The sequence below is a fragment of the Bradyrhizobium sp. SOJA106 genome (genome assembly GCF_059448745.1).
The window spans coordinates 5,990,679-6,013,916 of record NZ_CM182549.1 but is presented as its reverse complement, the minus strand read 5'-3'; the positions used below and the strand labels follow the sequence as shown (position 1 = coordinate 6,013,916).

General features: G+C 59.8%; 24 protein-coding genes. 20 read left to right on the top strand and 4 right to left on the bottom strand.

Annotated elements, in window-relative coordinates; all coding sequences use genetic code 11:
- Positions 1-29: 29 nt before the first annotated feature.
- From AC5V87_RS28305 to AC5V87_RS28240, 14 genes are all read left to right on the top strand, one after another.
- Positions 30-2,018 (top strand): conjugal transfer protein TraG, encoded by a 1,989-nt coding sequence (locus AC5V87_RS28305; protein WP_495371956.1) that lies wholly within the window; start codon positions 30-32, stop codon positions 2,016-2,018.
- Between the two features lie 6 nt (positions 2,019-2,024).
- Complete coding sequence (locus AC5V87_RS28300; protein ID WP_495368437.1) at positions 2,025-2,450, top strand: CopG family transcriptional regulator; 426 nt, start codon at positions 2,025-2,027, stop codon at positions 2,448-2,450.
- Between the two features lie 134 nt (positions 2,451-2,584).
- A complete protein-coding gene (locus AC5V87_RS28295) occupies positions 2,585-3,910 on the top strand; it encodes an MFS transporter (protein ID WP_495368435.1) in 1,326 nt (441 codons plus the stop codon).
- A gap of 229 nt (positions 3,911-4,139) precedes the next feature.
- Positions 4,140-5,054: a P-type conjugative transfer ATPase TrbB gene (trbB, locus tag AC5V87_RS28290; protein WP_495368434.1), complete on the top strand. Its 915-nt coding sequence runs from the start codon at positions 4,140-4,142 to the stop codon at positions 5,052-5,054.
- Between the two features lies 1 nt (position 5,055).
- The gene (locus AC5V87_RS28285; RefSeq protein ID WP_260382384.1) at positions 5,056-5,379 is read left to right on the top strand and encodes a TrbC/VirB2 family type IV secretion system protein; all 324 of its coding nucleotides are present in this window, start codon (positions 5,056-5,058) and stop codon (positions 5,377-5,379) included.
- Entirely contained in the window at positions 5,379-5,642 is a 264-nt protein-coding gene (locus tag AC5V87_RS28280) for a VirB3 family type IV secretion system protein (RefSeq protein ID WP_495368433.1), read from the top strand. Before AC5V87_RS28285 ends, AC5V87_RS28280 begins: the two co-directional genes overlap by 1 nt.
- A 10-nt stretch (positions 5,643-5,652) precedes the next feature.
- Positions 5,653-8,094 (top strand): conjugal transfer protein TrbE, encoded by a 2,442-nt coding sequence (trbE, locus tag AC5V87_RS28275; RefSeq protein WP_495368432.1) that lies wholly within the window; start codon positions 5,653-5,655, stop codon positions 8,092-8,094.
- Positions 8,091-8,819: a P-type conjugative transfer protein TrbJ gene (gene trbJ, locus AC5V87_RS28270; RefSeq protein ID WP_495368431.1), complete on the top strand. Its 729-nt coding sequence runs from the start codon at positions 8,091-8,093 to the stop codon at positions 8,817-8,819. Before trbE ends, trbJ begins: the two co-directional genes overlap by 4 nt.
- Positions 8,819-9,190, top strand: coding sequence for a putative entry exclusion protein TrbK-alt (gene trbK-alt, locus AC5V87_RS28265; RefSeq protein ID WP_495368430.1), 372 nt, complete (start codon positions 8,819-8,821; stop codon positions 9,188-9,190). Before trbJ ends, trbK-alt begins: the two co-directional genes overlap by 1 nt.
- Positions 9,187-10,416, top strand: coding sequence for a P-type conjugative transfer protein TrbL (gene trbL, locus AC5V87_RS28260; RefSeq protein ID WP_495368429.1), 1,230 nt, complete (start codon positions 9,187-9,189; stop codon positions 10,414-10,416). The genes trbK-alt and trbL overlap by 4 nt, the downstream gene beginning before the upstream one ends.
- A gap of 102 nt (positions 10,417-10,518) precedes the next feature.
- Entirely contained in the window at positions 10,519-11,202 is a 684-nt protein-coding gene (gene trbF, locus AC5V87_RS28255) for a conjugal transfer protein TrbF (protein WP_495368428.1), read from the top strand.
- Positions 11,199-12,233: a P-type conjugative transfer protein TrbG gene (trbG, locus tag AC5V87_RS28250; protein ID WP_495368427.1), complete on the top strand. Its 1,035-nt coding sequence runs from the start codon at positions 11,199-11,201 to the stop codon at positions 12,231-12,233. Before trbF ends, trbG begins: the two co-directional genes overlap by 4 nt.
- Positions 12,230-13,435, top strand: a complete 1,206-nt coding sequence (locus AC5V87_RS28245) for a TraB/TrbI/VirB10 family type IV secretion system protein (protein ID WP_495368426.1) — start codon at positions 12,230-12,232, stop codon at positions 13,433-13,435. The genes trbG and AC5V87_RS28245 overlap by 4 nt, the downstream gene beginning before the upstream one ends.
- Positions 13,436-13,439: 4 nt before the next feature.
- The gene (locus tag AC5V87_RS28240) at positions 13,440-13,679 is read left to right on the top strand and encodes a DUF2274 domain-containing protein (protein WP_495368425.1); all 240 of its coding nucleotides are present in this window, start codon (positions 13,440-13,442) and stop codon (positions 13,677-13,679) included.
- Here AC5V87_RS28240 and AC5V87_RS28235 read toward each other — a convergent pair.
- Positions 13,652-14,611, bottom strand: a complete 960-nt coding sequence (locus tag AC5V87_RS28235; protein ID WP_495368424.1) for a LysR family transcriptional regulator — start codon at positions 14,609-14,611, stop codon at positions 13,652-13,654. The genes AC5V87_RS28240 and AC5V87_RS28235 overlap by 28 nt on opposite strands.
- A 772-nt stretch (positions 14,612-15,383) precedes the next feature.
- On the opposite strand from AC5V87_RS28235, the gene AC5V87_RS28230 reads away from it, so the two are divergent.
- Positions 15,384-16,406, top strand: a complete 1,023-nt coding sequence (locus AC5V87_RS28230; protein ID WP_495368423.1) for a hypothetical protein — start codon at positions 15,384-15,386, stop codon at positions 16,404-16,406.
- A 336-nt stretch (positions 16,407-16,742) separates the two neighbouring features.
- Positions 16,743-17,324 (top strand): hypothetical protein, encoded by a 582-nt coding sequence (locus AC5V87_RS28225; RefSeq protein ID WP_495371955.1) that lies wholly within the window; start codon positions 16,743-16,745, stop codon positions 17,322-17,324.
- A gap of 28 nt (positions 17,325-17,352) precedes the next feature.
- On the opposite strand, the gene AC5V87_RS28220 is transcribed toward AC5V87_RS28225, so the two are convergent.
- Positions 17,353-17,580 carry a hypothetical protein gene (locus AC5V87_RS28220; protein ID WP_495368422.1) on the bottom strand — a complete coding sequence of 76 codons (228 nt, stop codon included), beginning with the start codon at positions 17,578-17,580 and terminating at the stop codon, positions 17,353-17,355.
- A gap of 71 nt (positions 17,581-17,651) precedes the next feature.
- On the opposite strand from AC5V87_RS28220, the gene AC5V87_RS28215 reads away from it, so the two are divergent.
- Both AC5V87_RS28215 and AC5V87_RS28210 read left to right on the top strand, forming a co-directional pair.
- A complete protein-coding gene (locus AC5V87_RS28215; RefSeq protein WP_495368421.1) occupies positions 17,652-19,115 on the top strand; it encodes an aminotransferase-like domain-containing protein in 1,464 nt (487 codons plus the stop codon).
- A gap of 19 nt (positions 19,116-19,134) precedes the next feature.
- Complete coding sequence (locus tag AC5V87_RS28210) at positions 19,135-19,488, top strand: kynureninase/PvdN C-terminal domain-containing protein (protein ID WP_495368420.1); 354 nt, start codon at positions 19,135-19,137, stop codon at positions 19,486-19,488.
- A gap of 332 nt (positions 19,489-19,820) precedes the next feature.
- Here AC5V87_RS28210 and AC5V87_RS28205 read toward each other — a convergent pair whose 3' ends face one another.
- Positions 19,821-20,870 carry an IS630 family transposase gene (locus tag AC5V87_RS28205; RefSeq protein ID WP_495371954.1) on the bottom strand — a complete coding sequence of 350 codons (1,050 nt, stop codon included), beginning with the start codon at positions 20,868-20,870 and terminating at the stop codon, positions 19,821-19,823.
- A 198-nt stretch (positions 20,871-21,068) separates the two neighbouring features.
- Between AC5V87_RS28205 and AC5V87_RS28200 the strand changes: the two genes are divergently transcribed.
- On the top strand, positions 21,069-21,494 hold the full coding sequence (locus AC5V87_RS28200; protein WP_495368419.1) for a DoxX family protein: 426 nt from the start codon (positions 21,069-21,071) through the stop codon (positions 21,492-21,494).
- A 262-nt stretch (positions 21,495-21,756) separates the two neighbouring features.
- Here AC5V87_RS28200 and AC5V87_RS28195 read toward each other — a convergent pair whose 3' ends face one another.
- Positions 21,757-22,527 (bottom strand): IclR family transcriptional regulator, encoded by a 771-nt coding sequence (locus AC5V87_RS28195; RefSeq protein ID WP_495368418.1) that lies wholly within the window; start codon positions 22,525-22,527, stop codon positions 21,757-21,759.
- A gap of 81 nt (positions 22,528-22,608) precedes the next feature.
- Between AC5V87_RS28195 and AC5V87_RS28190 the strand changes: the two genes are divergently transcribed.
- Complete coding sequence (locus tag AC5V87_RS28190) at positions 22,609-23,232, top strand: nuclear transport factor 2 family protein (protein ID WP_495368417.1); 624 nt, start codon at positions 22,609-22,611, stop codon at positions 23,230-23,232.
- The last annotated feature ends 6 nt before the right edge of the window (positions 23,233-23,238 follow it).

Here is a 23,238-nt window from a genome sequence, read left to right as displayed (position 1 = left end):
TCAAATTCAGTTGCGGAAGGGTGTTCGGGATGTCCGGAACCAAAATCCTCTGGGGACAGGTAATCGTTGTCGGCCTAATCGTTTCGCTGGCCATCTGGGGAGCAACCGAGTGGACGGCTTGGAGACTTGCCTGGCAACCGGAGCTTGGGCGGCCCTGGTTCGAACTGTCGGGCTTCAAGATCTATTACCCACCGATCTTCTTCTGGTGGTGGTTCGTCTACGACGCCTATGCGCCGCAGGTCTTTGTCGAGGGCGCGTTCATCGCGGCATCCGGGACGTTCATTTCGATCGCGGTGGCGATCGGCATGTCGGTCTGGCGAGCGCGCGAGGCCAAGAACGTCGAGACCTATGGCTCGGCGCGCTGGGCTGGGTTGGAGGAGGTTCGAGCGGCCGGACTTCTCGGCCCGGATGGCGTGGTGCTGGGCAAGCTCGACCGCGACTACCTCCGCCATGACGGGCCGGAGCACGTCTTGTGTTTTGCACCGACCCGGTCCGGCAAGGGTGTCGGTCTCGTCGTTCCCTCGCTGCTCGCCTGGCCCGGCTCGGCCATCGTCCACGACATCAAGGGTGAGAACTGGCAACTGACCGCGGGCTTCCGCTCTCGTCATGGTCGCGTCCTGTTGTTCGATCCCACCAATCCCAAATCATCAGCCTACAACCCGCTGCTGGAGGTCCGGCGCGGGGAATGGGAGGTCCGCGACGTCCAGAACGTCGCCGACGTCCTAGTCGACCCCGAAGGCTCTCTTGATAAGCGGAACCATTGGGAGAAGACCAGTCATTCGCTCCTGGTCGGCGCCATCCTCCACGTCCTCTATGCCGAGGCGGACAAGACCTTGGCCGGCGTGGCGGCCTTTCTGTCCGACCCGAAGCGGCCGATCGAGGCAACGCTAAAGGCGATGATGACCACGGCACACCTTGGCGAGCAGGGGGTCCATCCCGTGGTCGCCTCGACGGCGCGCGAACTCCTGAACAAGTCGGAGAATGAACGCTCTGGCGTCCTGTCGACCGCGATGTCGTTCCTCGGGCTCTACCGCGATCCCGTGGTGGCTCAGGTGACCCGCCGTTGCGACTGGCGGATCGCGGATCTAATCGCAGACAGCCGCTCGACGACGCTTTATCTCGTGGTGCCGCCCTCGGATATCTCAAGGACTAAGCCGCTGATCCGCCTGGTCCTGAACCAGATTGGCCGGCGTCTGACCGAGGACTTGCATGCCCGCGACCGCCGCCATCGCGTTCTGATGATGCTCGACGAGTTTCCCGCACTTGGGCGGCTCGATTTCTTCGAGTCCGCGCTCGCCTTCATGGCGGGGTATGGGATCAAGAGTTTCTTGATCGCGCAGTCGCTCAACCAGATCGAAAAGGCCTACGGGCCCAACAATGCGATCCTGGACAACTGCCACGTCCGCGTCAGCTTCGCGACCAACGACGAGCGCACCGCGAAGCGTGTGTCCGACGCGTTGGGCACGGCGACGGAGATGCGTGCGATGAAAAACTATGCGGGACATCGGTTGAATCCCTGGCTGGGGCACCTGATGGTCTCGCGCCAGGAAACGGCGAGGCCGCTCTTGACGCCTGGCGAAGTCATGCAGCTACCGCCGCTGGACGAGATCGTCATGGTGGCGGGCACGCCGCCGATAAGAGCGAAGAAGGTCCGCTACTACGAGGATCATCGGTTCACCGAGCGGGTTCTGCCGCCGCCCGATCCGGCGAGCGCCGGCCGATCATCGCGAATGGACGGATGGTCAGCGCTCGGAGCGCCGAAGCCAACAGGGGTTCCAACTGACAAAGCCGCGGTGGCCGAGGAAGACACGGCGAACAGCGGACTCCGTCGCGAGCCCGAACTCCCCGATCACGTCGCAATTGTCAAAGAAATAACCGAGCCGACACCCGCAGAGGAATTTGCCGCCGTTCTTGATGATGACGAGGATGCGGTCCGTCAGTCCCGACTCAGACGCCAACAAATGCGCGGTGTCGCCCGTCAGGTCGCCATGGACCCGAATGACGGCATGGAGCTCTGAGGCAATATGCGCGACCGGATGAACGTCTATTTCCCGCCAGAGCTGCTGAAACAGATCGCGGACCTCGCCGACCGCAAGAAGCTTTCCCGGTCTGCGATCGTGGAAGCGGCTGTCGCTTCGTTTCTGTCACCGGATGGAGCGGACAGGCGGGAGGCAGCGTTCGCCAGGCGCCTCGATCGGCTGTCGCGTCAGATGCAGAGGCTGGAGCGTGACGTTGGTTTAACAGCCGAGACCTTGGCGCTGTTCATTCGTTTCTGGCTGACGATCACGCCACCATTGCCGAATGATGCCCAGGCGGCCGCGCAGGCAAAGGGCCGGGAGCGGTTTGACGGATTTGTCGAGGCACTCGGGCGCCGCCTGCAAAAGGGGCAAAGCTTTCTGCGCGAGATTCCGGAAGATATCCGCCGTCAGGAACCGGCCAACGAATCCTGATCGGGCACCCTGGATGCGCCATCGCGCCCGACCTTCTTTTTCTACGCCAGCCTACGACCACAGCAATTTGGCCGAACTGACAAAAAGCTGGACGCGCTATCGGCTCGAAAGAGCTGACAGCGAGAGGGGCCGGCATGCAAATCTCAAAACGATGGCGTGGACTTGCGCGCGTTTTTCTACCTTTCGCTGTCGGATACTATCTTTCGTACCTGTTTCGAACGATCAATGCTTTGATTGCCAATCATCTCAGCTCCGACACCGGGCTTGGGACTGCCGACCTCGGGCTGCTTACGTCAGTCTATTTCCTTGTGTTCGCGGCGGCTCAGATCCCCGTCGGTATGTTGTTGGACCACTTCGGTCCGCGCCGCGTCCAGAGTGTTCTGCTCTTGCTCGCAGCACTTGGAGCCGGACTGTTCGCTGTATCGACGGGTTTCCTGTCGTTTCTGATCGCGCGTGCAATGATCGGGCTTGGCGTGGCCGCGGCGCTGACGGCAGGGCTGAAGTCCATCACCCTTTGGTTCCCCAGGGAACGCGTCGCCTTGCTCAACGGCTACATGGTCATGCTGGGATCGCTAGGAGCGGTGACCGCTACGGCTCCCGTCGAACACCTGCTCGCTTGGATGGGCTGGCGGCAGCTCTTTGAGATCCTGGCAGCCGCTACGGGTGTGACGGCCATTCTCATCTATGTCGTGGTGCCTGAACGACCCATTGTCCCATCAGCGGCGCACGCCACCCTTGGCTCCGTTTTCGGAGATCGGCGCTTTTGGCGAATCGCGCCGTTGTCGGCGACTTGCATTGGATCAGCCTGGTCTCTGCAAGGCTTATGGGCGTCGCCGTGGTTGATAGACGTTGAAGGGTTTGATCGCGCGAGTCTCGTCAGGCAGCTTTTCATAATGTCCATCGTCTTGAGCGGCGGTGCCTGGTTGTTCGGCATGGCGGTGCACTACCTCAAACGAAGAGGAATCGGGGCGGAGACGATACTGGCGACGGTTGCAGTGCTGTTTATCGCTGCCGAGCTGGCCTTGCTCCTGCGAGCGCCCCTGCCATCCATCTTGCCTTGGTCCGTTGTCGCAATTGCCGGAACGGCGACCGTCGTCAGTTTTGCGGTAATAGCGGATTACTTTCCACGGGAAATAGCTGGTCGTGCCAATGGCGCGTTGAACGTCTTGCACTTTGGCTGGGCTTTTCTGGCCCAGTCCGGGACAGGCCTGATCCTGGAGCAATTGGCTGCGAATGATGGCCATAGGTCCGTTCAAGCCTATCAAGTCGCGTTCGGCCTCAACGTGGCGCTGCAGATTTCGGCGTTGGCGTGGTTCGCGTTGCCTTGGCGCCGATCCGGGGCATCATGGATGAGTTCGATCCTCTTCAAGCCGGTTGATGTTTCCTACGCTGTCGAGTCAGTTGGGTTGTATGAGGATTCGGTCATCCTCCTGCCCGCGGATGATGATGTCGAGTGGTGAGTAGCTACTCGCAGCGAACCGATACGATTGTTTAGGCCTCAGAGATCAGTTCTCAGTCTTTCTTTTTCTACTCCAATCTACGATCACTGAAAGCCATTGTTGCACCAAGTCCGTTGGTGCCTTTCTAAATCATCCCCATCTGAGGGCCGTCTGTGGACGCTCTCATTCGTGGGGGCGAACGGTGGCAATCCATTCCATTCAATCGGAAGCTAGTTCGCGCGGTGCACGAATGCTGCGCAGCGCGCTCGGCTCTGCGATTGCCGGCTACCTCGAAGACGAAGCGATCATCGAGGTGATGCTCAACCCGGATGGGCGGCTGTGGATCGACCGGTTGTCGAATGGTCTGATCGACACTGGCGAAACTCTGTCGGCTGCGGATGGCGAGCGCATTGTTCGCCTGGTTGCGCATCACGTAGGTGCCGAGGTGCATGCAGGCGCGCCGCGGGTTTCGGCCGAACTGCCTGGGACCGGAGAGCGCTTCGAGGGTCTCCTGCCTCCGGTCGTCGCGGCACCGGCCTTTGCTATCCGAAAGCCCGCGGTCGCGGTGTTTACGCTCGACGACTACGTCGCGCGGGAGATCATGACCTCGGAGCAGGCCAGGATCCTGAAGAGCGCGGTCGCTGCACGGAAGAACATTCTCGTCGCTGGCGGGACATCGACCGGCAAGACAACATTGACGAATGCGCTCCTGGCCGAGGTGGCAAAGACTGCCGATCGGGTCGTTCTGATCGAAGATACGCGCGAACTTCAGTGCAAAGCGCCCAATCTGGTGGCGCTCCGGACCAAAGACGGCGTGGCCACGCTATCGGACCTCGTCCGGTCCTCGCTGCGGCTGCGTCCTGACCGAATTCCGATCGGCGAAGTTCGCGGTGCCGAGGCGCTCGATCTGCTCAAGGCTTGGGGGACTGGGCATCCAGGCGGCATTGGGACCATTCATGCGGGCACCGCGCTCGGTGCGCTGCGGCGGCTCGAGCAGCTCATCCAGGAAGCCGTTATCACGGTTCCGCGCGCCCTGATCGCCGAAACCATCAACCTCGTTGCTGTGCTCGCGGGCCGCGGCGCTGACCGTCGCCTCGCTGAGCTCGCCTTCGTTTCGGGGCTTGGCGCCGCTGGCGACTACGACCTTTCATCAGCAGGAGACTGACATGCGTCAGCAATTTCGCTTTCTTCGAGGTGCATCGTTGGCCGCCTTCGGCGCGGTGCTTGTGGCAGCCCCGCCGGCATGGGCGGCTGGATCGAACATGCCGTGGGAGCAGCCACTCAATCAGATCCTGCAGTCGGTGGAAGGGCCGGTCGCCAAAATCATCGCGGTCATCATCATCGTCGTGACCGGGCTCACGCTCGCGTTCGGGGACTCGTCAGGTGGTTTCCGCAGGCTGATCCAGATCGTGTTCGGTCTGTCGATCGCGTTTGCCGCTTCGAGCTTCTTCCTGTCGTTCTTCTCCTTCGGCGGCGGCGTGGTGATCTGATGGATGAATCAGTCGCAGGCTTTGTCGTGCCCGTTCACCGCGCGCTCACTGAGCCGATCCTGATGGGCGGCGCGCCGCGGTCGGTTGCGATCGTCAACGGCACGCTTGCGGCAGCCCTTGGGCTCGGACTTCGGCTCTGGGTCGCGGGTCTTGTCCTCTGGTTCATGGGCCACATGGCCGCCGTCTGGGCCGCCAAACGCGATCCCGCCTTTGTCGATGTGGTGCGCCGGCATCTGCGCATTCCCGCACATCTCAATACCTGAGCCCTCTGTCATGATGAACCTTGCCGAATATCGTCATTCCAACGCGCGTCTCGCCGACTTCCTGCCCTGGGCAGCACTCGTCGACGAGGGAATCATCCTGAACAAAGACGGCTCGTTCCAGCGGACGGCAAAGTTCCGGGGGCCTGACCTCGACAGCGCGATGCCGGCCGAACTTGTCGGCCTTGCCGGTCGCCTGAATAACGCCCTGCGCCGTCTGGGATCTGGTTGGGCCGTATTTGTTGAGGCGCAGCGTCATTTTGCTGGGGCCTATCCTCCGAGTACATTTCCGGATGTCGCGTCCGCGCTCGTTGACGCGGAGCGCAGGGCTCAGTTCGAGGAGGCGGGCGCCCATTACGAGTCCAGTTACTTCCTGACCTTCCTCTATCTGCCTCCAGAGGAGGGAGCCGCCAGGGCAGAGCGCCTGCTCTATGAGGGCCGCGATCGGACTGTTGGCGCAGACGCGCGCGAGGTGCTGCGCAGGTTTGTCGATCAAACCAACCGCGTGCTGCAGCTCGTCGAAGGGTTCATGCCCGAATGCGCCTGGCTCGATGATCAGGACACGCTGACCTACCTGCATTCGACGATCTCGACCAAGCGTCACCGCGTTCGCGTGCCCGAGATTCCCATGTACATCGATGCGCTGTTGGCCGACCAGCCGCTGACCGGCGGGCTAGAGCCGATGTTGGGCCCAGCCAATCTTCGGGTCCTGACGATTATCGGCTTTCCGGGCGCGACGACCCCGGGAATCCTGGACGACCTGAATCGCCTGCCATTCTCTTATCGTTGGTCCACCCGGGCGATCATGCTCGACAAGACCGACGCCACCAAGCTGCTGACCAAGATTCGCCGGCAGTGGTTTGCCAAACGAAAGTCTATCGGCGCCATCCTCAAAGAGGTCATGACCAACGAGGCGTCGACGCTGCTCGATACCGACGCTCACAACAAGGCGATCGATGCCGACGCTGCGTTGCAGGAACTAGGCTCGGATCAGATCGGTCAGGCCTTTGTCACGGCGACCATCACCGTCTGGGACCGCGATCCCGATGCGGCCGACGAAAAGCTGCGGCTGGTCGAGAAGGTCATTCAGGGTCGCGATTTCACCTGCATGATCGAGACGGTGAACGCGGTCGAAGCCTGGCTCGGTAGTCTGCCGGGGCACGTCTACGCCAATGTACGGCAGCCCCTGGTTTCGACGCTCAATCTCGCGCACATGATCCCGATGTCGGCCGTGTGGGCGGGCGAGGCGAGGGATCTACATTTCAAGGGGCCGCCGCTCCTTTTCGGCAAGACGGAGGGATCAACGCCGTTCCGGTTCTCACTCCACGTCGGCGACGTCGGTCACACCCTCGTGGTAGGACCGACCGGCTCTGGCAAGTCAGTCCTGCTCGCTCTGATGGCGCTCCAATTCAGGCGCTATCCGAACTCGCAGGTCTTTGCGTTCGATTTCGGCGGCTCGATCCGGGCGGCCGCTCTCGCGATGGGCGGCGATTGGCATGATCTCGGAGGCGCATTGTCTGAGGGGGGCGGCCAGCCAGTCGCCCTGCAACCCTTGGCCTGGATCGACGATTCCACCGAGCGCGGATGGGCCACCGAGTGGATCGGCGGGATCCTGGCACGAGAAAAGGTCGAGATCACCCCGGAGGTCAAGGATCATCTGTGGTCGGCGCTGACATCTCTCGCCTCGGCGCCGAGGGAGGAACGTACCCTCACGGGTCTGTCAGTTCTGCTGCAATCGAATTCCCTGAAGCGCGCACTGCAACCCTATTGCCTGGGCGGTTCCTCCGGGCGCCTGCTTGATGCTGAATTCGAGCGCCTTGGCGAGGCCTCGGTCCAGGCGTTTGAGACCGAAGGTCTGATCGGAACGAGCGCTGCGCCGGCCGTGCTGGCGTACCTCTTCCATCGTATTGGTGATCGGCTCGATGGCCGGCCGACACTCCTGATTGTCGATGAGGGGTGGTTAGCCCTCGATGACGAAGATTTTGCCGGTCAACTCCGGGAATGGCTGAAAACGCTTCGGAAGAAGAACGCGTCCGTCATCTTCGCGACCCAGTCGCTCTCTGACATCGATGGCTCCGCGATCGCACCCGCGATCATCGAAAGCTGCCCAACACGCTTGTTGCTGCCGAACGAACGGGCGATCGAACCGCAAATCACTGCCATCTACCGCCGCTTCGGACTCAACGATCGCCAAATCGAACTTCTGAGCCGGGCAACGCCAAAGCGCGACTACTACTGCCAGTCCCGTCGTGGCAACCGGATGTTCGAGCTTGGTCTGGGCGAAGTTGCGCTCGCATTCACCGCGGCCTCTTCCAAGACAGATCAGGCAGCCATTGCGCAGCTCTTCGCCGAATATGGACCTGATGGCTTCGTGCCGGCCTGGCTACAGCACCGGGACGTCGCCTGGGCCCTCGAGCTGATCCCCAATCTCGCAAATCTGGAGAAATCGCTATGAAGCGTCTTCGCCTGTTGGCAGCCACTGGCACCATTGCGCTGGTGCTTGGTGCCTCGGTACCCGCACGGGCACTGATCGTCTTTGATCCCAGCAACTACGTTCAGAATGTCCTGACGGCCGCGCGGGAACTCCAGCAGATCAACAACCAGATCACCTCGTTGCAGAACGAGGCGCAGATGCTGATCAATCAGGCAAAGAATCTGGCAAGCCTGCCGTATTCGTCGCTGCAGCAACTGCAATCCTCGATCCAACGGACCCAGCAATTGCTGGCCCAGGCCCAGCGCATCGCCTACGACGTCCAGCAGATCGACCGCGCGTTCTCGACCAGCTACGCGCCAGCGACCAGTAGCCAATCGAACCAGTTGCTGGTCTCCAACGCTCAATCGCGTTGGCAGAATTCCTATTCCGCAACGCAAGATGCGCTTCGCGTCCAGGCAGGCATCGTGAGCAACCTCGACACCAATCGCATCCAGACATCCGCGCTTGTAACATCAAGTCAAGGCGCCAGCGGCGCTCTGCAAGCAACGCAAGCAGGCAATCAGATTCTCGCACTGAACGCGCAGCAGCTTGCCGACCTGACGGCTGTCGTCACGGCGCAAGGTCGGGCGCAGAGTCTCGAAGCAGCTCAGCGTGCCTCGGCCCAGGATCAAGGACGAGAACAGCTTCGGCGCTTCCTGACACCGGGGCAGGGCTATCAATCATCCAACGTGCAGATGTTCCACTGATGACCGACATAAGGGCATTCAAGGCGTTGTCGCTGCTTACGACAATCGGCGTGTTGGTCGTTACTGCTTGCACGATTCAGCTTCGCGGTGGTGACGAGCCGACCGCGCTGCCGAAGGCGGAGCAGACGACCGATAAAAGCAGCTCCGACCTCGTACGCTGCCGCGGCGTCACTCCGGAGGAAACGGCAGGTTATCAGCATTGCAGGCAGGTCTGGGCCGAAAACCGGCGACGCTTCTTCGCCAAGAGAGCCGGTGCCGCGGTTCCTGGCCCAGAAGAACCCGCCGCAGCATTGGCGCCCGCCCCAAAGGATCAGAGCCGGATCCCGCAGGGATATCCGACCCTGGCAACACCTGAGGCGAGCAAGCCATGACGGGTGCGGGGATCATCGACCAGTTCTTGGAAACGTTTACGCGTTATATCGATAACGGCTTCGGGCTGCTGGGAAGTGACGTCGGATATCTCGCCACGACCCTTGCCGCGATCGATATTACGCTTGCTGCCTTGTTCTGGAGTTGGGGGCCGGACGAGGACATCATCGCCCGTCTCGTCAAGAAGACGCTCTTCGTGGGGGTCTTCGCCTACCTCATCGGTAACTGGAACGGCCTAGCGCGCATCGTTTTCGAGAGCTTTGCCGGCCTTGGGCTGAAAGCATCGGGTGCAAGCCTGTCCGCATCCGATTTCCTGCGACCGGGAAAGATCGCTCAAGTCGGGCTCGATGCCGGCCGCCCGCTACTCGACTCGATTTCCAACCTGATGGGCTACATCAGCTTCTTCGAGAATTTCGTCCAGATCGTCGTTCTCCTGTTTGCCTGGGTTGTGGTGCTGCTCGCCTTCTTCATTCTGGCGATCCAGCTCTTCGTTACCCTGATCGAGTTCAAGCTCACGACGCTGGCCGGCTTCGTGCTCATTCCCTTTGGCTTGTTTGGCAAGACCGCCTTTGCGGCCGAGCGTGTCTTGGGCAACGTCATTTCTTCAGGGGTCAAGGTCCTGGTTCTGGCCGTCATCGTCGGCATCGGTTCGACCCTGTTCTCGCAGTTCACCGCAGGCTTCGGTGGCAATCAGCCAACCATCGAAGACGCAATGACACTGGTGCTTGCGGCGCTCTCCTTGCTGGGCCTCGGCATCTTCGGTCCGGGTATCGCAAATGGTCTGGTTTCGGGCGGACCGCAACTCGGCGCCGGTGCCGCGATCGGAACGGGTCTTGCCGCCGGCGGCATCGTTGCGGCGGGCGCAGGCCTCGCCGCCGGCGGCGCCGGTCTCGCTGGTGGTGCGATTGCAGGTGCCGCGCGCGGTGGGGGTGCCGTCTTGAGCGGTGCGTCCGCTGCCTATCGAAGCGGAGGCATGGCTGGCGGTGCGGAGGCTGGTGCCTCCGCCGCCATGAGCCCGTTGCGTCGTGCAGCGGCTACGCTCGGCGGACGTGGGGAAGCCGGTGCGCAGACGGCGAACACTTCGGCTGAAGGGCAGCCCAATTGGGCGCGACGCATGAAGCGCGCCGAGACTATTCGGCATGGTGCCTCGGCCGCTAGCCAGGCCGTTCGCTCGGGCGATCATGGTGGCAGCGGCTCCTCGGTCGATTTGTCTGAAGGAGAGCGCTGACACGCGGCCATCGTGCTTTCGCCACCCGCTGCTCGGCAGCGCCTCAAACCCAGATGCCGCACCACTTGAAGCCGTTCACTTTATCTCAGGGGCAGCCATCCAATGTTCAAGCGACCATCCGTTCACTACGGGCGTATGCCCGAGCCGGTTACACCGTATCAGAAAGCAGCGCAGGTTTGGGACGAACGCATTGGATCGGCACGCGTCCAAGCCAAGAACTGGCGGCTGATGGCCTTTGGCTGCCTCATGCTGTCGGCCGGTCTCGCTGCAGGCCTTATCTGGCAATCGAGCCAGGGATCAATCACGCCGTGGGTGGTCGAGGTCGATCATCTCGGTAAGGCCCAAAGGGTCGCACCCGCCAACATCGACTATCAACCGACAGATGCCCAGATCGCCTACCATCTGGCGCGCTTTATCGAAGATGTCAGAGGTCTGCCGGCGGACGGCATCGTTCTGCGCCAAAACTGGCTCCGGGCCTATGATTTTACGACCGATCGCGGCGCCGCTGCGCTCAACGATTACGCGCGCAACAATGACCCCTTTGCCAAGTTGGGCAAGGTCCAGATTTCCGTCGACGTGTCGAGCGTCATTCGCGCCTCTTCGGAGAGTTTTCGGGTGGCGTGGACTGAACGTACCTACGACAATGGTTCGCTGAGCTCGACCGAGCGCTGGACTGCCATTCTCACCATCGTGATCGAAACGCCGCGCGATGCCGAACGCCTGCGCAAGAATCCTCTTGGCGTCTACGTTCGCGCCATCAACTGGTCGAAGGAGTTGAGTCAGTGACCAAGACGCCGTCTGACGTTCATTCGAAGCATCCAGTGCCGTACAGCAGGATCACTCCGACTCCGCCCGAATTCTTGACCGCGAAGCGAGCAGTGTTGTTTGCTCTCCTGCTTGCTTCCTCGGCGATCGGCGGGTGCACGACCTACATTCCGCCGGAGATCAGCTATGACGCTGAAGTTCCTCCGTTACCGGCGACGCCGGTGGCTCTCGACGAGAGATCGCGACCGCTTCACGTTCCACCCCGCTGGAAGCCGGCTCTCGGCGGCAAGTCGGGAGGGAAGGAAGAGCCTGAACCCGTGAGCCGGGTTGAGACCGCAAACAGCGCAGCCCGGGTCGAACCGCGCAAGCGCGGATATTTCAACGCGGCGCAGATCTACGCCTATAGTCCAGGTGCGCTCTACCAGATTTACGCAGCACCCGGGCAGATCACGGATATTGCGCTCGAGGAGGGAGAGCAGTTGACGGGATCAGGGCCGATTGCGGCTGGAGACACCGTGCGCTGGGTCGTGGGCGATACCGAGAGCGGGAGTGGCGACACGCGGCGCGTCCACATCCTGGTCAAGCCGACCCGCGCATCGATCGAGACCAACCTGGTCGTCAATACCGATCGGCGCACCTACTTGATCGAGCTCCGCTCCCGCGAGCGGCCATACATGCCATCCGTTGCCTGGTACTATCCTGAAACTGGACGGGAACGATCTCGCTCGGCCGCCCTGAAGCCCGTTCTTCCTGACCCGGCGCAGCGAATCTCTCGCTATGCCATCGAAGGCGACAGTCCGCCTTGGCGGCCGATCGCCGCATATGACGATGGCCGCAAGGTCTACGTCGAATTCCCGCAAGGCATCGTGCAGGGCGAGATGCCACCGCTCTTCGTCATCGGCCCGGATGGCAAGACTGAACTGGTCAACTACCGCGCGTACGGTAACGTGCTGATCGTGGATCGGCTCTTTGCAGCCGCCGAACTCCGGCTCGGCGGTGAGCACCAGCAGAAGGTCAGAATTGTTAGGACCGACGGGAGGCCGTCGACATGAACACCCGAAATGGGAACGATCAGGAACAAGCGGTTCCGCCTGAGACACAAGAGGATCAGTCCAGGAGCTTCCGCTTGAGAGCGGAGCACCCGCGCGTGACACGGTTGTCACGGAAAGTACTGGCGGGAGGGAGCGTGGTCGCCCTGCTTGTCATCGGCGGAGCCGTGCTGTGGTCGCTCCAGAAGAATCGCCCTCGAGACCAGACGGCCGATGAGCTTTACAGTACCGACCATCATAATGTGGCCGACCGCATTACGGCGCTGCCGAAGGACTATGCCGGCGTTCCGCGCCAGCCAATCCCGCAGCTTGGTCCGCCGCTCCCTGGCGACCTCGGTCGGCCGATCCTTGCAAGCCAAGGCCGGTCGCCGACGATCGGCGCTGATCCGGAACAGCAGCGCCGGGATCAAGAAACCGAAGCAGCCCGCATCAGCCATCTGTTCGCTTCGACCACTGGGAGAGAAGCGCATGAGCCCACGGCTGCAGGGGGCGATCGCATCGCATCACAAAGCCCGACCAGTGCCAATGACGACGGATTTGCGCAGAACGGTCAGGACCGCAAGCTTGCCTTCGTGAACGCGTCCGTGGACCGCCGCACAGTCAGCCCTGATCGCGTCACCAAGCCAGCTTCACCATATGTGGTGCAGGCTGGGACGGTTATTCCGGGAGCCCTGATCACCGGAATCAGATCGGACCTGCCAGGCCAAATTACGGCGCAGGTAACCGAGAACATATTTGATACGCCGACTGGCCGGTTTCTGCTTGTGCCTCAGGGAGCGCGTCTAATCGGGATCTACGATAGCCAGGTCTCTTTCGGCCAATCCCGTGTCCTCCTCGTCTGGACCCGGCTGATCATGCCAAATGGACGGTCAATCGTTCTCGAGCGGCAGCCTGGCGCTGACACCGCAGGTTATGCGGGTCTCGAAGACCAAGTCGACAATCACTGGGGCGAGCTATTCAAGGCGGCTGCGCTATCGACGTTCTTGGCTGTCGGGACAGAACTAGGTGCAGGTTCCGACACGAATAGCAACGACAGCGCCATCATCCAGGCATTGCGGCACGGCGCCTCCGACTCGCTCAACCAAACCGGACAACAGGTGGTTCGGCGCAGTCTCAACATTCAGCCTACGCTGACTGTGCGACCTGGTTTTCCGGTTCGCGTTGTCGTCAATCGTGACCTCATACTTGTGCCATACGGAGGGTAACGGCATGCCAAAGCTCAAAATCGGAGCGCTTCTCGACGACAAACCCGTTAGGGTGAGTACAGAACTGTCGGCAACTGTGCATCGGGATCTCGTGGCATATGCAGAAGCTATGGCACGAGAGGTCGGTCAGCCGATCGAACCGGCCAAACTGATCGGGCCAATGTTGGCACGCTTCATGGCTACAGACCGTGGATTTGCCAAGCTGAAGCGCGCGGCTCATTCGGTAGTTGTTGGCGAAGGATAGCGTTCCGACAGCATCCTTAGGAAGCCGTCCAAAGCTGGGTTCTCATTGTCAGTTCGCCAATGAGCGGAAAAATCGATGCGACTAGATCCCGTTTCATCGCGCAGCTCACGATAAACCAGGCTTGCGAACTTTGCTCCCACGTCAGATTCCATCACCAGACCAATCCCAAAGTTCATGCTGATAAGGCTCTTGATGATGCCTCGGCTTACGTCACGGCGGTCGATCATGGGTCGATCCCCTGCAGAGACGAGCTTGGATAAGATCAGATCTTCCAGCTCACGGTTTGGATCATGATGGCTTAGGAGGACGGTCTCGTTACGTAGATCAGTCCAATAGATCACGTTGCATGCTGCCAATGCATGACGTTCAGGCAAGGAAACAAGAATACGTTCGCTCCAGAGCTTCAGAGTCTTGTTTCCAGATGATGGCGTTCCGTCCGGAATGACTAATAGGTCTAGTGTCCCATACCTCAGCGCGTTCATCAAATGGGTACGCCTCCGCTCAACTGTTACAAGTTCGATCTGCGGGTACCGCTTCTTGAACTCCAGTAATATAGCCCGCAGATTACCTGCGGAAATCGATGTGCAGAAGCCAATCGAAATCCGGCCGGCCTCACCTCGACCGTTAGCTTTCCCCGTCGCTAAGAGTGCGTCGACCTGCTCCAAAATTGTTCGGGCTATCCGGAGGACACTTTTGCCGGCGAGGGTGGCCTTCACTCCTCCACTCGAACGCTCGAGCAGGGTGGCCCCCATCAGATATTCTAGGTGAGCGATGGAGCGGCTAAGCACAGAGTGTTGAACACGGAGCACGTCACCCGCCTGTCGGAAGCTTCCGGAATCGCAGGCGGCGACAAGGAATCTGAGGTGCTGGAGATCGATGGCGACCGGCCGCGCGATTCTGGGCTTCTGGTTGGTAGTGGCGTCGCGGGCCATGTGGAGCACCCTAAATCAACTAGGTTCACTTCCTGCCTGCGACAGGGCTGAGCGCGTGTCTATCGGCGGCGCTCGGAACTGTTCTAAAAGCCGCTGAAAGAGCCGATGCATGAACGGGCGATATCGTTGCAAATTCTACTTCCGTACGCCGGCCGACCTGAATGTGTCGTCGGGAGAGTGCATCTGGGCAAGACTGCAATCGATCAGAAAGGCGGATATGCGACGACGGACTCAAACAGCGCATAAGGGCAATCCAGCGAGGCTATAAACAGCGAAGGACATGCTGAAATTGCAGGCGATAGTCGCTTCTGACGATCATGAAAGAGGTCGTTAGACTAGCCCAATCCTGCCGCAGTGGATCGCGACAGATCGATGGGAATCCAGTTAACTGTGCGGGTCAAGAAACCGCACAGCCAGTAGAAAGTTGGGGCTCCAACGTGGGCTTCGGTTTCTATCACAAAATGCGCGTTCGCTTGCCGCAAAAGGACGCCACCGATGGGATCGCTGTGAATACCTGAGTTGATTGGGCTGACACCGGCCACGCCGCATCGATAGGTGCGCATAAGCAGTCCGACCGCGCCCAATCGGGCTGTCAACAGCTTGCTTCCGAAACATTCGCCCATAGGTGTGTCGGCATTTGCACCGATACAGGCCAATCAATTCCAAGAGTTCTGTATCTACCCATCGACGCGTAGGCAATCTCCAAATAGCGGCGAACGCTCGTCGTGCGCTCATTGTGCATGATTGACAGGAAATCTAGGGGGCCGGAACTATGTCTACGCGCAGTTATGCCAGAACTTCACTGCAAGCTGTGCTTGCTTTCGTGGCGCTCAGTTCGGGGAGTGTCTCGTCTTGGGCCGCCACCAATGGCTGTCTGCTTCCGGGTCAGCAATCACCGGACGATGCTCGATATGCCGGGACGCTGTTGACCTACCAAAATACGGCGCTTCCGAAGGGAGCTTTCGGCAATCAGACATACTTCTACAACGTTCACGTCAACGGCATCTACGATGATGCGGGCAACGTACGAAGAATACCTAGCAACGACCAATCAGTCGTCAATCCCGGCTTCGCTTATGGTTTCACGGATAATTTTAGCGCGGGCATTTATCCAATCTTTTTGCGCAACGCCTCGATCGCTGATGCTGGATCCGTACAGGCGGGAGACGTCCAGTTGCGTGGCGTGTATCAACTGAACCGTCCAGACTTTTGCTCGACCATGCCCACGGTGGCCTTTCAAGTTCGTCAGAACGTCCCAGCCGGCAAATATGAGAATGGTTTGCCTAGCCGTGCCGATGTGGTCGGCGCTGGGGTTTTCTCCACGTCCACGTCAATCCTGTTGCAGAAGGAACTGATAGTTCCCTTTACGGGACGGATCCTGCGTGTTCGCTTCGATACTGACGTTCTATTCGCTGATCATGACGCGAGCGTGCATGGGTTCAACGCCTATGGCGGCGGGTATGGTACTCTAGGAAAAGTCGGAGTCGGAACAACGATCAACGAAATTCTTGGTCTCGAATACAGCGTAACTAAGGAATTTGTGCTGGGTCTGGATCTTAGTTATGCCTATCAAACGAGGTCGGCCTTCAATGGCATCTCGGGGTTTTCTGACTTCGGAATGACCCGATTGGCCTCCGTCGGCGGACCGAGCAATTGGTCGTTCGTTGTGGCCCCGCAAATTGAGTACAACCTTGACACAGTGCGCTTTAATCTTGGGTTCATAACGACAGTTGCCGGGCGAAACACGCCGCGATTCACTGCTCCAGTATTCACCTATTCGGTACTCTTTCCATAGGCATTCGTCCTATATGCCGCTTAAGCATTCTGGCCGGGGGCGCCGCATTCAATCGGGCTTCAATTCTTCTTGCCGGCGAGGTTGAAACAGCGGTGGTGCCGCCGTCCTACTCTTTCCAAATTGGGCGCCGCCGGCGATGCAACGATTGCTAACCTCTGGTCGCAGGGAGACATGCTTCCAAGAGGTGTTGCCAGCTTTATCCCGGTCCTGCCCAATAGCTCTTTTCGCATTTGGGGGCGTTGAGGTCATCGGGCTCACCGCTGTCGAGTCCGAGGATTCCGGTTGCCCCGCGCCATCACTGGAGTGATCGTTCGCATTTTGGTTTATGTTGGATCAATGGCGATCATTATGTCGCTTGCAGCTTGGACAGAATATGCGGTCTATGTAAGCCCCTTCGTCGTTGCTATGCAGAAGATTGGTATTTGTTGCGCCGGTGATGTGATCAACTTTGTTGTTATCACCACCGCTGTTTCCGCGAGTAGTACTGGGCTGTTCGCGACGGGACGGTCCTTGCCGGCCCTTGCACGGAGCGCGCACGCTCCTTCATCCTTTGCGACTCTAAACTCTGACAGCATTTCCGCATATGCAATCAATGTATCAGCAGTTGGCCCGGTCGGAATCGTGTTTCTCAACTGGCTAACTTCGGGTTTCGTGTTGCAAAGCAACTATGACGATATCGGCAATTCTGCTGTTGTGGATCTGGCTGGCTATTCTACTGTCTCACGTGGCATTTCGACGCCGCCTGGCGCGCGCCGAGCTCTTCGTCCTTGCAACCTATCCGACGCCATTCTACCCCCGTCGCTTCGGTCTTGGTCATCAGGGATGGCCCAGGCCCGATCCCGCTGCAGTACGACGCTGCCGCGCGGCGATCGCAGCGCAGACTTGAGGCAGCCCGACTATCAATGTCGCCCAGTATAATGTCGGCCGGAAGTACGCCTTTCATAGACTAGTCCAATGCCGATAAGCCAAAAGCACCAGCCACGACAAGTTCACCTTCGCCTGTGTAGGTGATTGAGATCCAGTTGAAGCTGATGGATGGCCAGTTGCTGTGCACAACGACCACCCGCCGCAACGCGCGTGACGAGGCGATCTTAGACGAGGCGCCGTCATCGTTTATCTCGCAGACATCTGGAACGTCCTCGGCACGAGGACGCCGATCCTCATTGACGTCCATTACACGATGACCTCGAAACCGAAGCGTAAGGAGAAACGCTTCAGCAGGATCACCATCGTCTCCGGATGCGAATGTTGACTGATCAGTTGAGGGTTCGTAAAGTTGTACAGTTGAGTGAACGCAACAGTCGAACTGTGCTGCCCATCGTCCTCACGCAAGATAGCCCTATCGTCAGCCAGCTAGAGCGGCAGGTCAGCGAACTTATCGAAAGCGGCCGCCTTTCTCCGGGTACGCGCATGCCGTCGGTCCGGCGCCTGGCCAAGGATCTCGGGATCAGCACATTCTCGGTAGTGAACGCCTACGACCGACTGGTTGCGTCCTGCCACATTCGCGCTCGCCAGAAGAGCGGATTCTATGTCACTGAAAGGCAGCTGGACCGCACGCGCGAAGCCCCTGGGGAGACGCTTCCAATCGGACCGAGCTGGCTGTTCAGGGCCCTCCACGACAGTCGCGCCTCCATCAAGGCGGGAGCCGGCGTCCTTCCGCTCGACTGGTTCGACGAGGAAGCTCTGAAACGCTGTGCGCGAACGGCACTCCGCACGTCTCGAGCCTCGCTGGGCCAATATCCCACGACGCTCGGCTATAAGCGTCTGCGCGAGCTGATTGCGCTCAAGCTGATCGAAGGAGGGATAGCAGTACAAGCTGACCAGATCGTGCTGACCTCAGGCGCAAGTCACGCGCTGGACCTGGTTCTGCGCACGCTTCTAGGATCCAACGATACAATCCTGGTCGAGGAGCCCGGCTACTATTCACTCTATGCCTACCTTGAGATGCACAGTATCCCGTATGTTGCGATTCCAAGGACAGCGGAAGGGCTGGATCTCGATGCGCTGGAGCGAGCGATCCGGACCGAGAAGCCGAAGCTGCTCGTTTTGAATTCAATGCTCCATAATCCAACCGGCGCGACGCTTCACCCGATCAACGCGCACAAGATCCTGGCGCTCGCCGAACAACATGATCTCACGATCGTCGAGGACGACATTTATGGCGACTTTTACAAGGGACGTTCGTTCCGGATCGCCAACCTCGACCAGCTCGAACGCGTGGTCTACTTGTCCAGCTTTTCCAAAACGATATCACCGAATCTACGGTTGGGATATGTGGCCGCTAGTCCGGCGATCGCCACTCGGCTGGCGCAGCGCAAACTCGCCACCTGCCTGGCGACATCTGAGATCAGCGAGCGCATTGTGGCGGAGCTGCTCGCGACTGGAGAATATCGGCGGCAGATGGCGCGCATTAGGGAAAGGCTGTCGGCGAAGCTGCCTCACGCGTTGGCCAAGCTCCAATCTGCAGGACTGTCGATACCGACCGAGCCTGACGGGGGGTTCTTTCTCTGGGCGCGCCTTGGCGACATCGCCTCAAGCGACTTGTTAGCAGAGGCAGCATTGCGCCGCGGCTTGGTGCTCGCGCCAGGATCGATCTTCTTCGCGACGAGGAAAGCGACGCCTTGGCTACGCTTCAGCATTGCGGCTTGCGATTCCGTTGAGTTTGAGGATCGATTGAAGGCGAGCATCAAGGACGTTGGCGGAAGCTAAACCGGCTCTGGATGAAGCCTTGAAGTTGTGGGACGAGATTGATCTCGACCTCGTCTTCGAAAAGTCGAAGCGCATGAGCGGGTGGTTCATCGAGCTGGTGCAAAAGGAGTGCGGCCGGTTCGGTCTCGAGCTGCAATCGCCGCAAGACGAAAGCGCACGAGGCAGCCATGTCCCTTTTGGTCTGAGCTACGGCTATCCGGTGATGCGGGCGCTGGCTGCGAGCGGAGTCATCGGGGACTTCCGCGCCCCCAATACAATGAGGTTCGGGTTCACTCCTCTTTATCTGCGACATTCCGATGTCGCAGAAGCTGTGGCTCGCCTCAAGTCGATCCTCGCTGGCAGGCTCTGGAACGTGGATGCCCACAAAATCTGAGCATTGTAACGTGAGCACGGTTTGAGAGGCCACAGCGCCGACTTCATCAACGTGCCGACGATCGCTCCGAGGTTGTTGCCGCTGCTATTGACCATGAGCAGGACGAATAGCAGTCGGGTCACGATAGGTTACGAACTTGGTGTGGACACTTGATGTCTCCGCGTATCTCGCCGGCTGTCCCATTATCGACTTACTTTGTCGCTTGTCCGCACTCGTTTGCTTTAGGCAGCCAACGAGTACCTTGACAAAGGCGGTACATTTCATATAATAAACTGGTTTATGTATATAAACTGAGCGTGTTTCGGATGAGTTCACTGAGTGAGGACGACAACCTAGTGTCCTGAACCAGAAGTTCGCAACATTGGTCCGTTTTGTGCCGGGGCATTGTATCGGCAGAAGCGCTCGATGGAAGCAAGGATGTCGTCAGCGGACTTGGTCCATCGGAATGGTTTCGGATCGGCATTGTGTCGTTCGATGAACGAGGTGATGTCCGCCCTGAGGGCAGCGACACTGCGATAGACGCCGCGTCTGATCTTCTTATCGGTAAGGAGCGCGAAGAAGCGCTCGACCTGATTGAGCCATGACGAACTGGTCGGGGTCAGGTGCACATGCCAACGCGGCCTTTTGGCTAGCCATTTCCGGATCAGCGGCGTCTTGTGCGTTGCATAGTTATCCATGACGAGATGGACGTCGAGTTCGCCCGGTACGGCGGCCTCGATCTCGTCGAGGAACTTGCGGAACTCGGCGGCTCGGTGGCGTCCGTAGCATTTGCCGATGACCCGTCCGGTCGCAATGTCGAGAGCGGCGAACAGCGATGTGGTGCCGTGCCTTTTGTAGTCATGGCTCCTTCGAGCCGGCTGACCGGGACGCATCGGCAGCATCGGCTGACTGCGGTCCAGCGCCTGGATTTGGGACTTTTCGTCTACACACAGAACGATGGCGTGTGCCGGCGGCGAGACGTAAAGGCCGACGACGTCGCGCACCTTGGCGACGAAGTTCGGATCGGTGGAGAGCTTGAATGTCTCCAGCCGGTGCGGCTGGAGCCCGAAGGCCCGCCAGATGCGTTGCACCGTTGACACCGACAGGCCGCTGGCCTTCGCCATGCCCCGAGAACTCCAATGAGTGGCGTTCTCGGGGCAGCTTTCCAGCGTCCGCACGATCACGGCTTCGATGCGGGCATCGTCAATGGTGCGCGGCGCCCCGGAACGCGGCTCGTCGTGCAGCCCGGCCACGCGCTGCTCTACAAAACGCTGCCGCCACTTGCCTACCGTTCCCCGCTCCAGGCCTAGCTTGGCCGCCACCTCCTTGTTCTGACCGCCTTCCGCGCAGGTCAGCACGATCCGGGCTCTCAGAGCCAGCGCCTGCGCCGTTTTCCGCCGCATCGTCAGCGACTGAAGTTCGGCAAGCTCATCATCGCTCAATATCAGGGCGCAAGCCGCTGGGCCGACATCAGATCCTCCGTCGCTGTTACAGCCGCCATCTCTGGCACAGCGACGCGAATCTACTGCGAATCTACGATTGCGAACTTGTGACTCAGGACACTAGCGAACGACGCGCTAGGGCACGCGCATTTTTCGATTTTGCGTGCGATCAACACCGGCTTTGCGCCGCTAGCCTGGCCGATGCTGAGGATCGCGGCAGGGTTGATTTTAATACCGCACGGGATCCCGAAGCTTTTCGGTACGTTCGCGCCGGTCTTGGCGAAGAACGTGCTGGTACCACTAGGGCTTCCCGCCCCTCTGCTGATCGCTTACCTCCTCGGGACCTTGGAAGTTCTCGGCGGTCTATTGCTCGCCACCGGCTTTCTTACGCGGTTGATCGCAGCAATGCTCGTGGGTGAAACGGCTGTGATTGCGCTCTTCGTCAGCCTGCCGAAGGGATGGATCTACAGTGTCCCAGGAGGAGGAGCTGAGTTTCCGTTTTTGTTGCTGGTCATTTATCTCGGCTTCTTATTTGCCGGACCCGGCAGGTTCTCCGTGGACCATCTACTGAACCGAGAAGTCTGACGCCATGATCGAAGTCTGCAGAGACGTGCAGCCGACAGATGGGCCGCGGTTTTACTGTGTCTCGAGCTCCGCACGTCTCCGCTTCCGTACCGCAGGCGAATGGTGAGCGGACGAGATCATCAGGCGACCTCGGGCGATGTGCTACAGGGCCGAGCCGCTAGGGAAGGGGCGGCGGGCTTCCTCGGATGTCTCGTCCGGCCCAGGACGCAGCTATTCGGATAAACGCCTGTTCCTGCTTCGTCGGCTCCGGCTCCGTCGCCCATTAAGCATTCCGCGACGCGATGGCCTTTCCGAGCGAGGCAGCGACGGCCTCGAGCTGCCGTCGAATGACGGCTTCGCGCTCCCGCGTGTATCGCGCAGCGGGGATCGCAAGGTTGAGCGCTCCGTAGAAGCGGCCGTCGTACTCGACCGCCTTCGCGATGCCAATGATGCCCGGAGTGAACTCCTCGTAGGAATAGGCGAAACCGCTGCGCCTCACCGAGATCAGCTCCTCCCGAAGCTGCTTCTTGGAGTTGATCGTCTTTTCGGTGATCGGCTCCAGCTTCAACTGCCGCAGGTATTCATCCAGTTGTTCGGCGGACATCTTTGCCAGTGCGATCTTGCCGCCCGACACCGCGTACATTGGGGCGCGTTCTCCAACTTTCATGGTGTAGGCGAGTGCCTGTGTGCTTGTGGCAGAAGCCACGGCCTCGACTACATCTCCTGCCCTTACGTAGAAGCCAGATGTTTCATTCAGCTCGCCGGTCAGTTGCTTCAGAAAGGGAGTGGCGATCGCCGGAAGGGCCGGAGCAGATATTTTCTTAGCAAGCGTCAGCACGTGTTCGCCGAGGCTGTAGCGGTCCGTCGCTGGATCCTGCGCCAAATAACCACGGGCAAGCAAGTTATTGAGTAGATGAAACAAACTGCTCCTTGGAATTTCGAGGTCGGCGAGCAACTGCGAGAACGACGGCGGTTCCGGCGCGTCCGCGACGTACTCCAGAATATCGAAAGCGCGATCCGCGGACTTGACAGAGGAGTCCGATTTGAGTTTCATAACTTACACCAGTTTATATATGTAAACTATACCAGGCTCCGAGGTTCTGTCCAGGGCCAGCCTTCAGCGAGGATCACGAACATGGTTGATGCACACCTTTTGGATCGGATCGCGATCCGCGATCTCATCGAGAATTGGGTGGTCTGGCGCGACGCCGGCGACTGGGACCGATTCGCTACAGTATGGCATGCCGACGGGTGGATGTCGGCGACTTGGTTCCAGGGACCTGCCAGCGAGTTTATCCGCGTCAGCCAGGAAGGCTGGGCGAAGGGAGTTAGCATCCTGCACTTCCTCGGAGGCATGAGCATCGATCTCTCCGGAGACCGCGCCATCGCCCAGACCAAGATGACCATCTCCCAACGTGGTCCGGTTCATGGCGTCGAATGCGACGTCGTCTGCACCGGCCGCTTCTACGATTTTCTGGAAAAGCGCGGCGGCAAGTGGGGAGTGGTTAGGCGACAGCCGATCTACGAAAAAGACCGGATCGATCCGGTGGACCCCGCGGCCAAACTCGTCATCGCCCAGACGAATCTGCAGCAGTATCCGGTTGGATACCGGCACCTCGCCTACATCCAGGAGCAGATCGGCTATCGCGTGAAGCGCGACATGCCCGGCCTCAAGGGGCCGGAGGTCGAGGCTCTCTACCGTCTGGGCCAGGAATGGCTCGGCCAAACCGCCCCCCAACCCAAGCTCGCCGCCGTCTAGGCGACT

Coding starts and splice junctions, on each gene's coding strand:
- AC5V87_RS28305 (WP_495371956.1), top strand. CDS start 30: ATGTCCGGAACCAAAATCCTCTGGGGACAGGTAATCGTTGTCGGCCTA.
- AC5V87_RS28300 (WP_495368437.1), top strand. CDS start 2,025: ATGCGCGACCGGATGAACGTCTATTTCCCGCCAGAGCTGCTGAAACAG.
- AC5V87_RS28295 (WP_495368435.1), top strand. CDS start 2,585: ATGCAAATCTCAAAACGATGGCGTGGACTTGCGCGCGTTTTTCTACCT.
- trbB (WP_495368434.1), top strand. CDS start 4,140: ATGCTGCGCAGCGCGCTCGGCTCTGCGATTGCCGGCTACCTCGAAGAC.
- AC5V87_RS28285 (WP_260382384.1), top strand. CDS start 5,056: ATGCGTCAGCAATTTCGCTTTCTTCGAGGTGCATCGTTGGCCGCCTTC.
- AC5V87_RS28280 (WP_495368433.1), top strand. CDS start 5,379: ATGGATGAATCAGTCGCAGGCTTTGTCGTGCCCGTTCACCGCGCGCTC.
- trbE (WP_495368432.1), top strand. CDS start 5,653: ATGATGAACCTTGCCGAATATCGTCATTCCAACGCGCGTCTCGCCGAC.
- trbJ (WP_495368431.1), top strand. CDS start 8,091: ATGAAGCGTCTTCGCCTGTTGGCAGCCACTGGCACCATTGCGCTGGTG.
- trbK-alt (WP_495368430.1), top strand. CDS start 8,819: ATGACCGACATAAGGGCATTCAAGGCGTTGTCGCTGCTTACGACAATC.
- trbL (WP_495368429.1), top strand. CDS start 9,187: ATGACGGGTGCGGGGATCATCGACCAGTTCTTGGAAACGTTTACGCGT.
- trbF (WP_495368428.1), top strand. CDS start 10,519: ATGTTCAAGCGACCATCCGTTCACTACGGGCGTATGCCCGAGCCGGTT.
- AC5V87_RS28245 (WP_495368426.1), top strand. CDS start 12,230: ATGAACACCCGAAATGGGAACGATCAGGAACAAGCGGTTCCGCCTGAG.
- AC5V87_RS28240 (WP_495368425.1), top strand. CDS start 13,440: ATGCCAAAGCTCAAAATCGGAGCGCTTCTCGACGACAAACCCGTTAGG.
- AC5V87_RS28235 (WP_495368424.1), bottom strand. CDS start 14,611: ATGGCCCGCGACGCCACTACCAACCAGAAGCCCAGAATCGCGCGGCCG.
- AC5V87_RS28230 (WP_495368423.1), top strand. CDS start 15,384: ATGTCTACGCGCAGTTATGCCAGAACTTCACTGCAAGCTGTGCTTGCT.
- AC5V87_RS28225 (WP_495371955.1), top strand. CDS start 16,743: ATGGCGATCATTATGTCGCTTGCAGCTTGGACAGAATATGCGGTCTAT.
- AC5V87_RS28220 (WP_495368422.1), bottom strand. CDS start 17,580: ATGGACGTCAATGAGGATCGGCGTCCTCGTGCCGAGGACGTTCCAGAT.
- AC5V87_RS28215 (WP_495368421.1), top strand. CDS start 17,652: ATGTTGACTGATCAGTTGAGGGTTCGTAAAGTTGTACAGTTGAGTGAA.
- AC5V87_RS28205 (WP_495371954.1), bottom strand. CDS start 20,870: ATGCGGCGGAAAACGGCGCAGGCGCTGGCTCTGAGAGCCCGGATCGTG.
- AC5V87_RS28195 (WP_495368418.1), bottom strand. CDS start 22,527: ATGAAACTCAAATCGGACTCCTCTGTCAAGTCCGCGGATCGCGCTTTC.
- AC5V87_RS28190 (WP_495368417.1), top strand. CDS start 22,609: ATGGTTGATGCACACCTTTTGGATCGGATCGCGATCCGCGATCTCATC.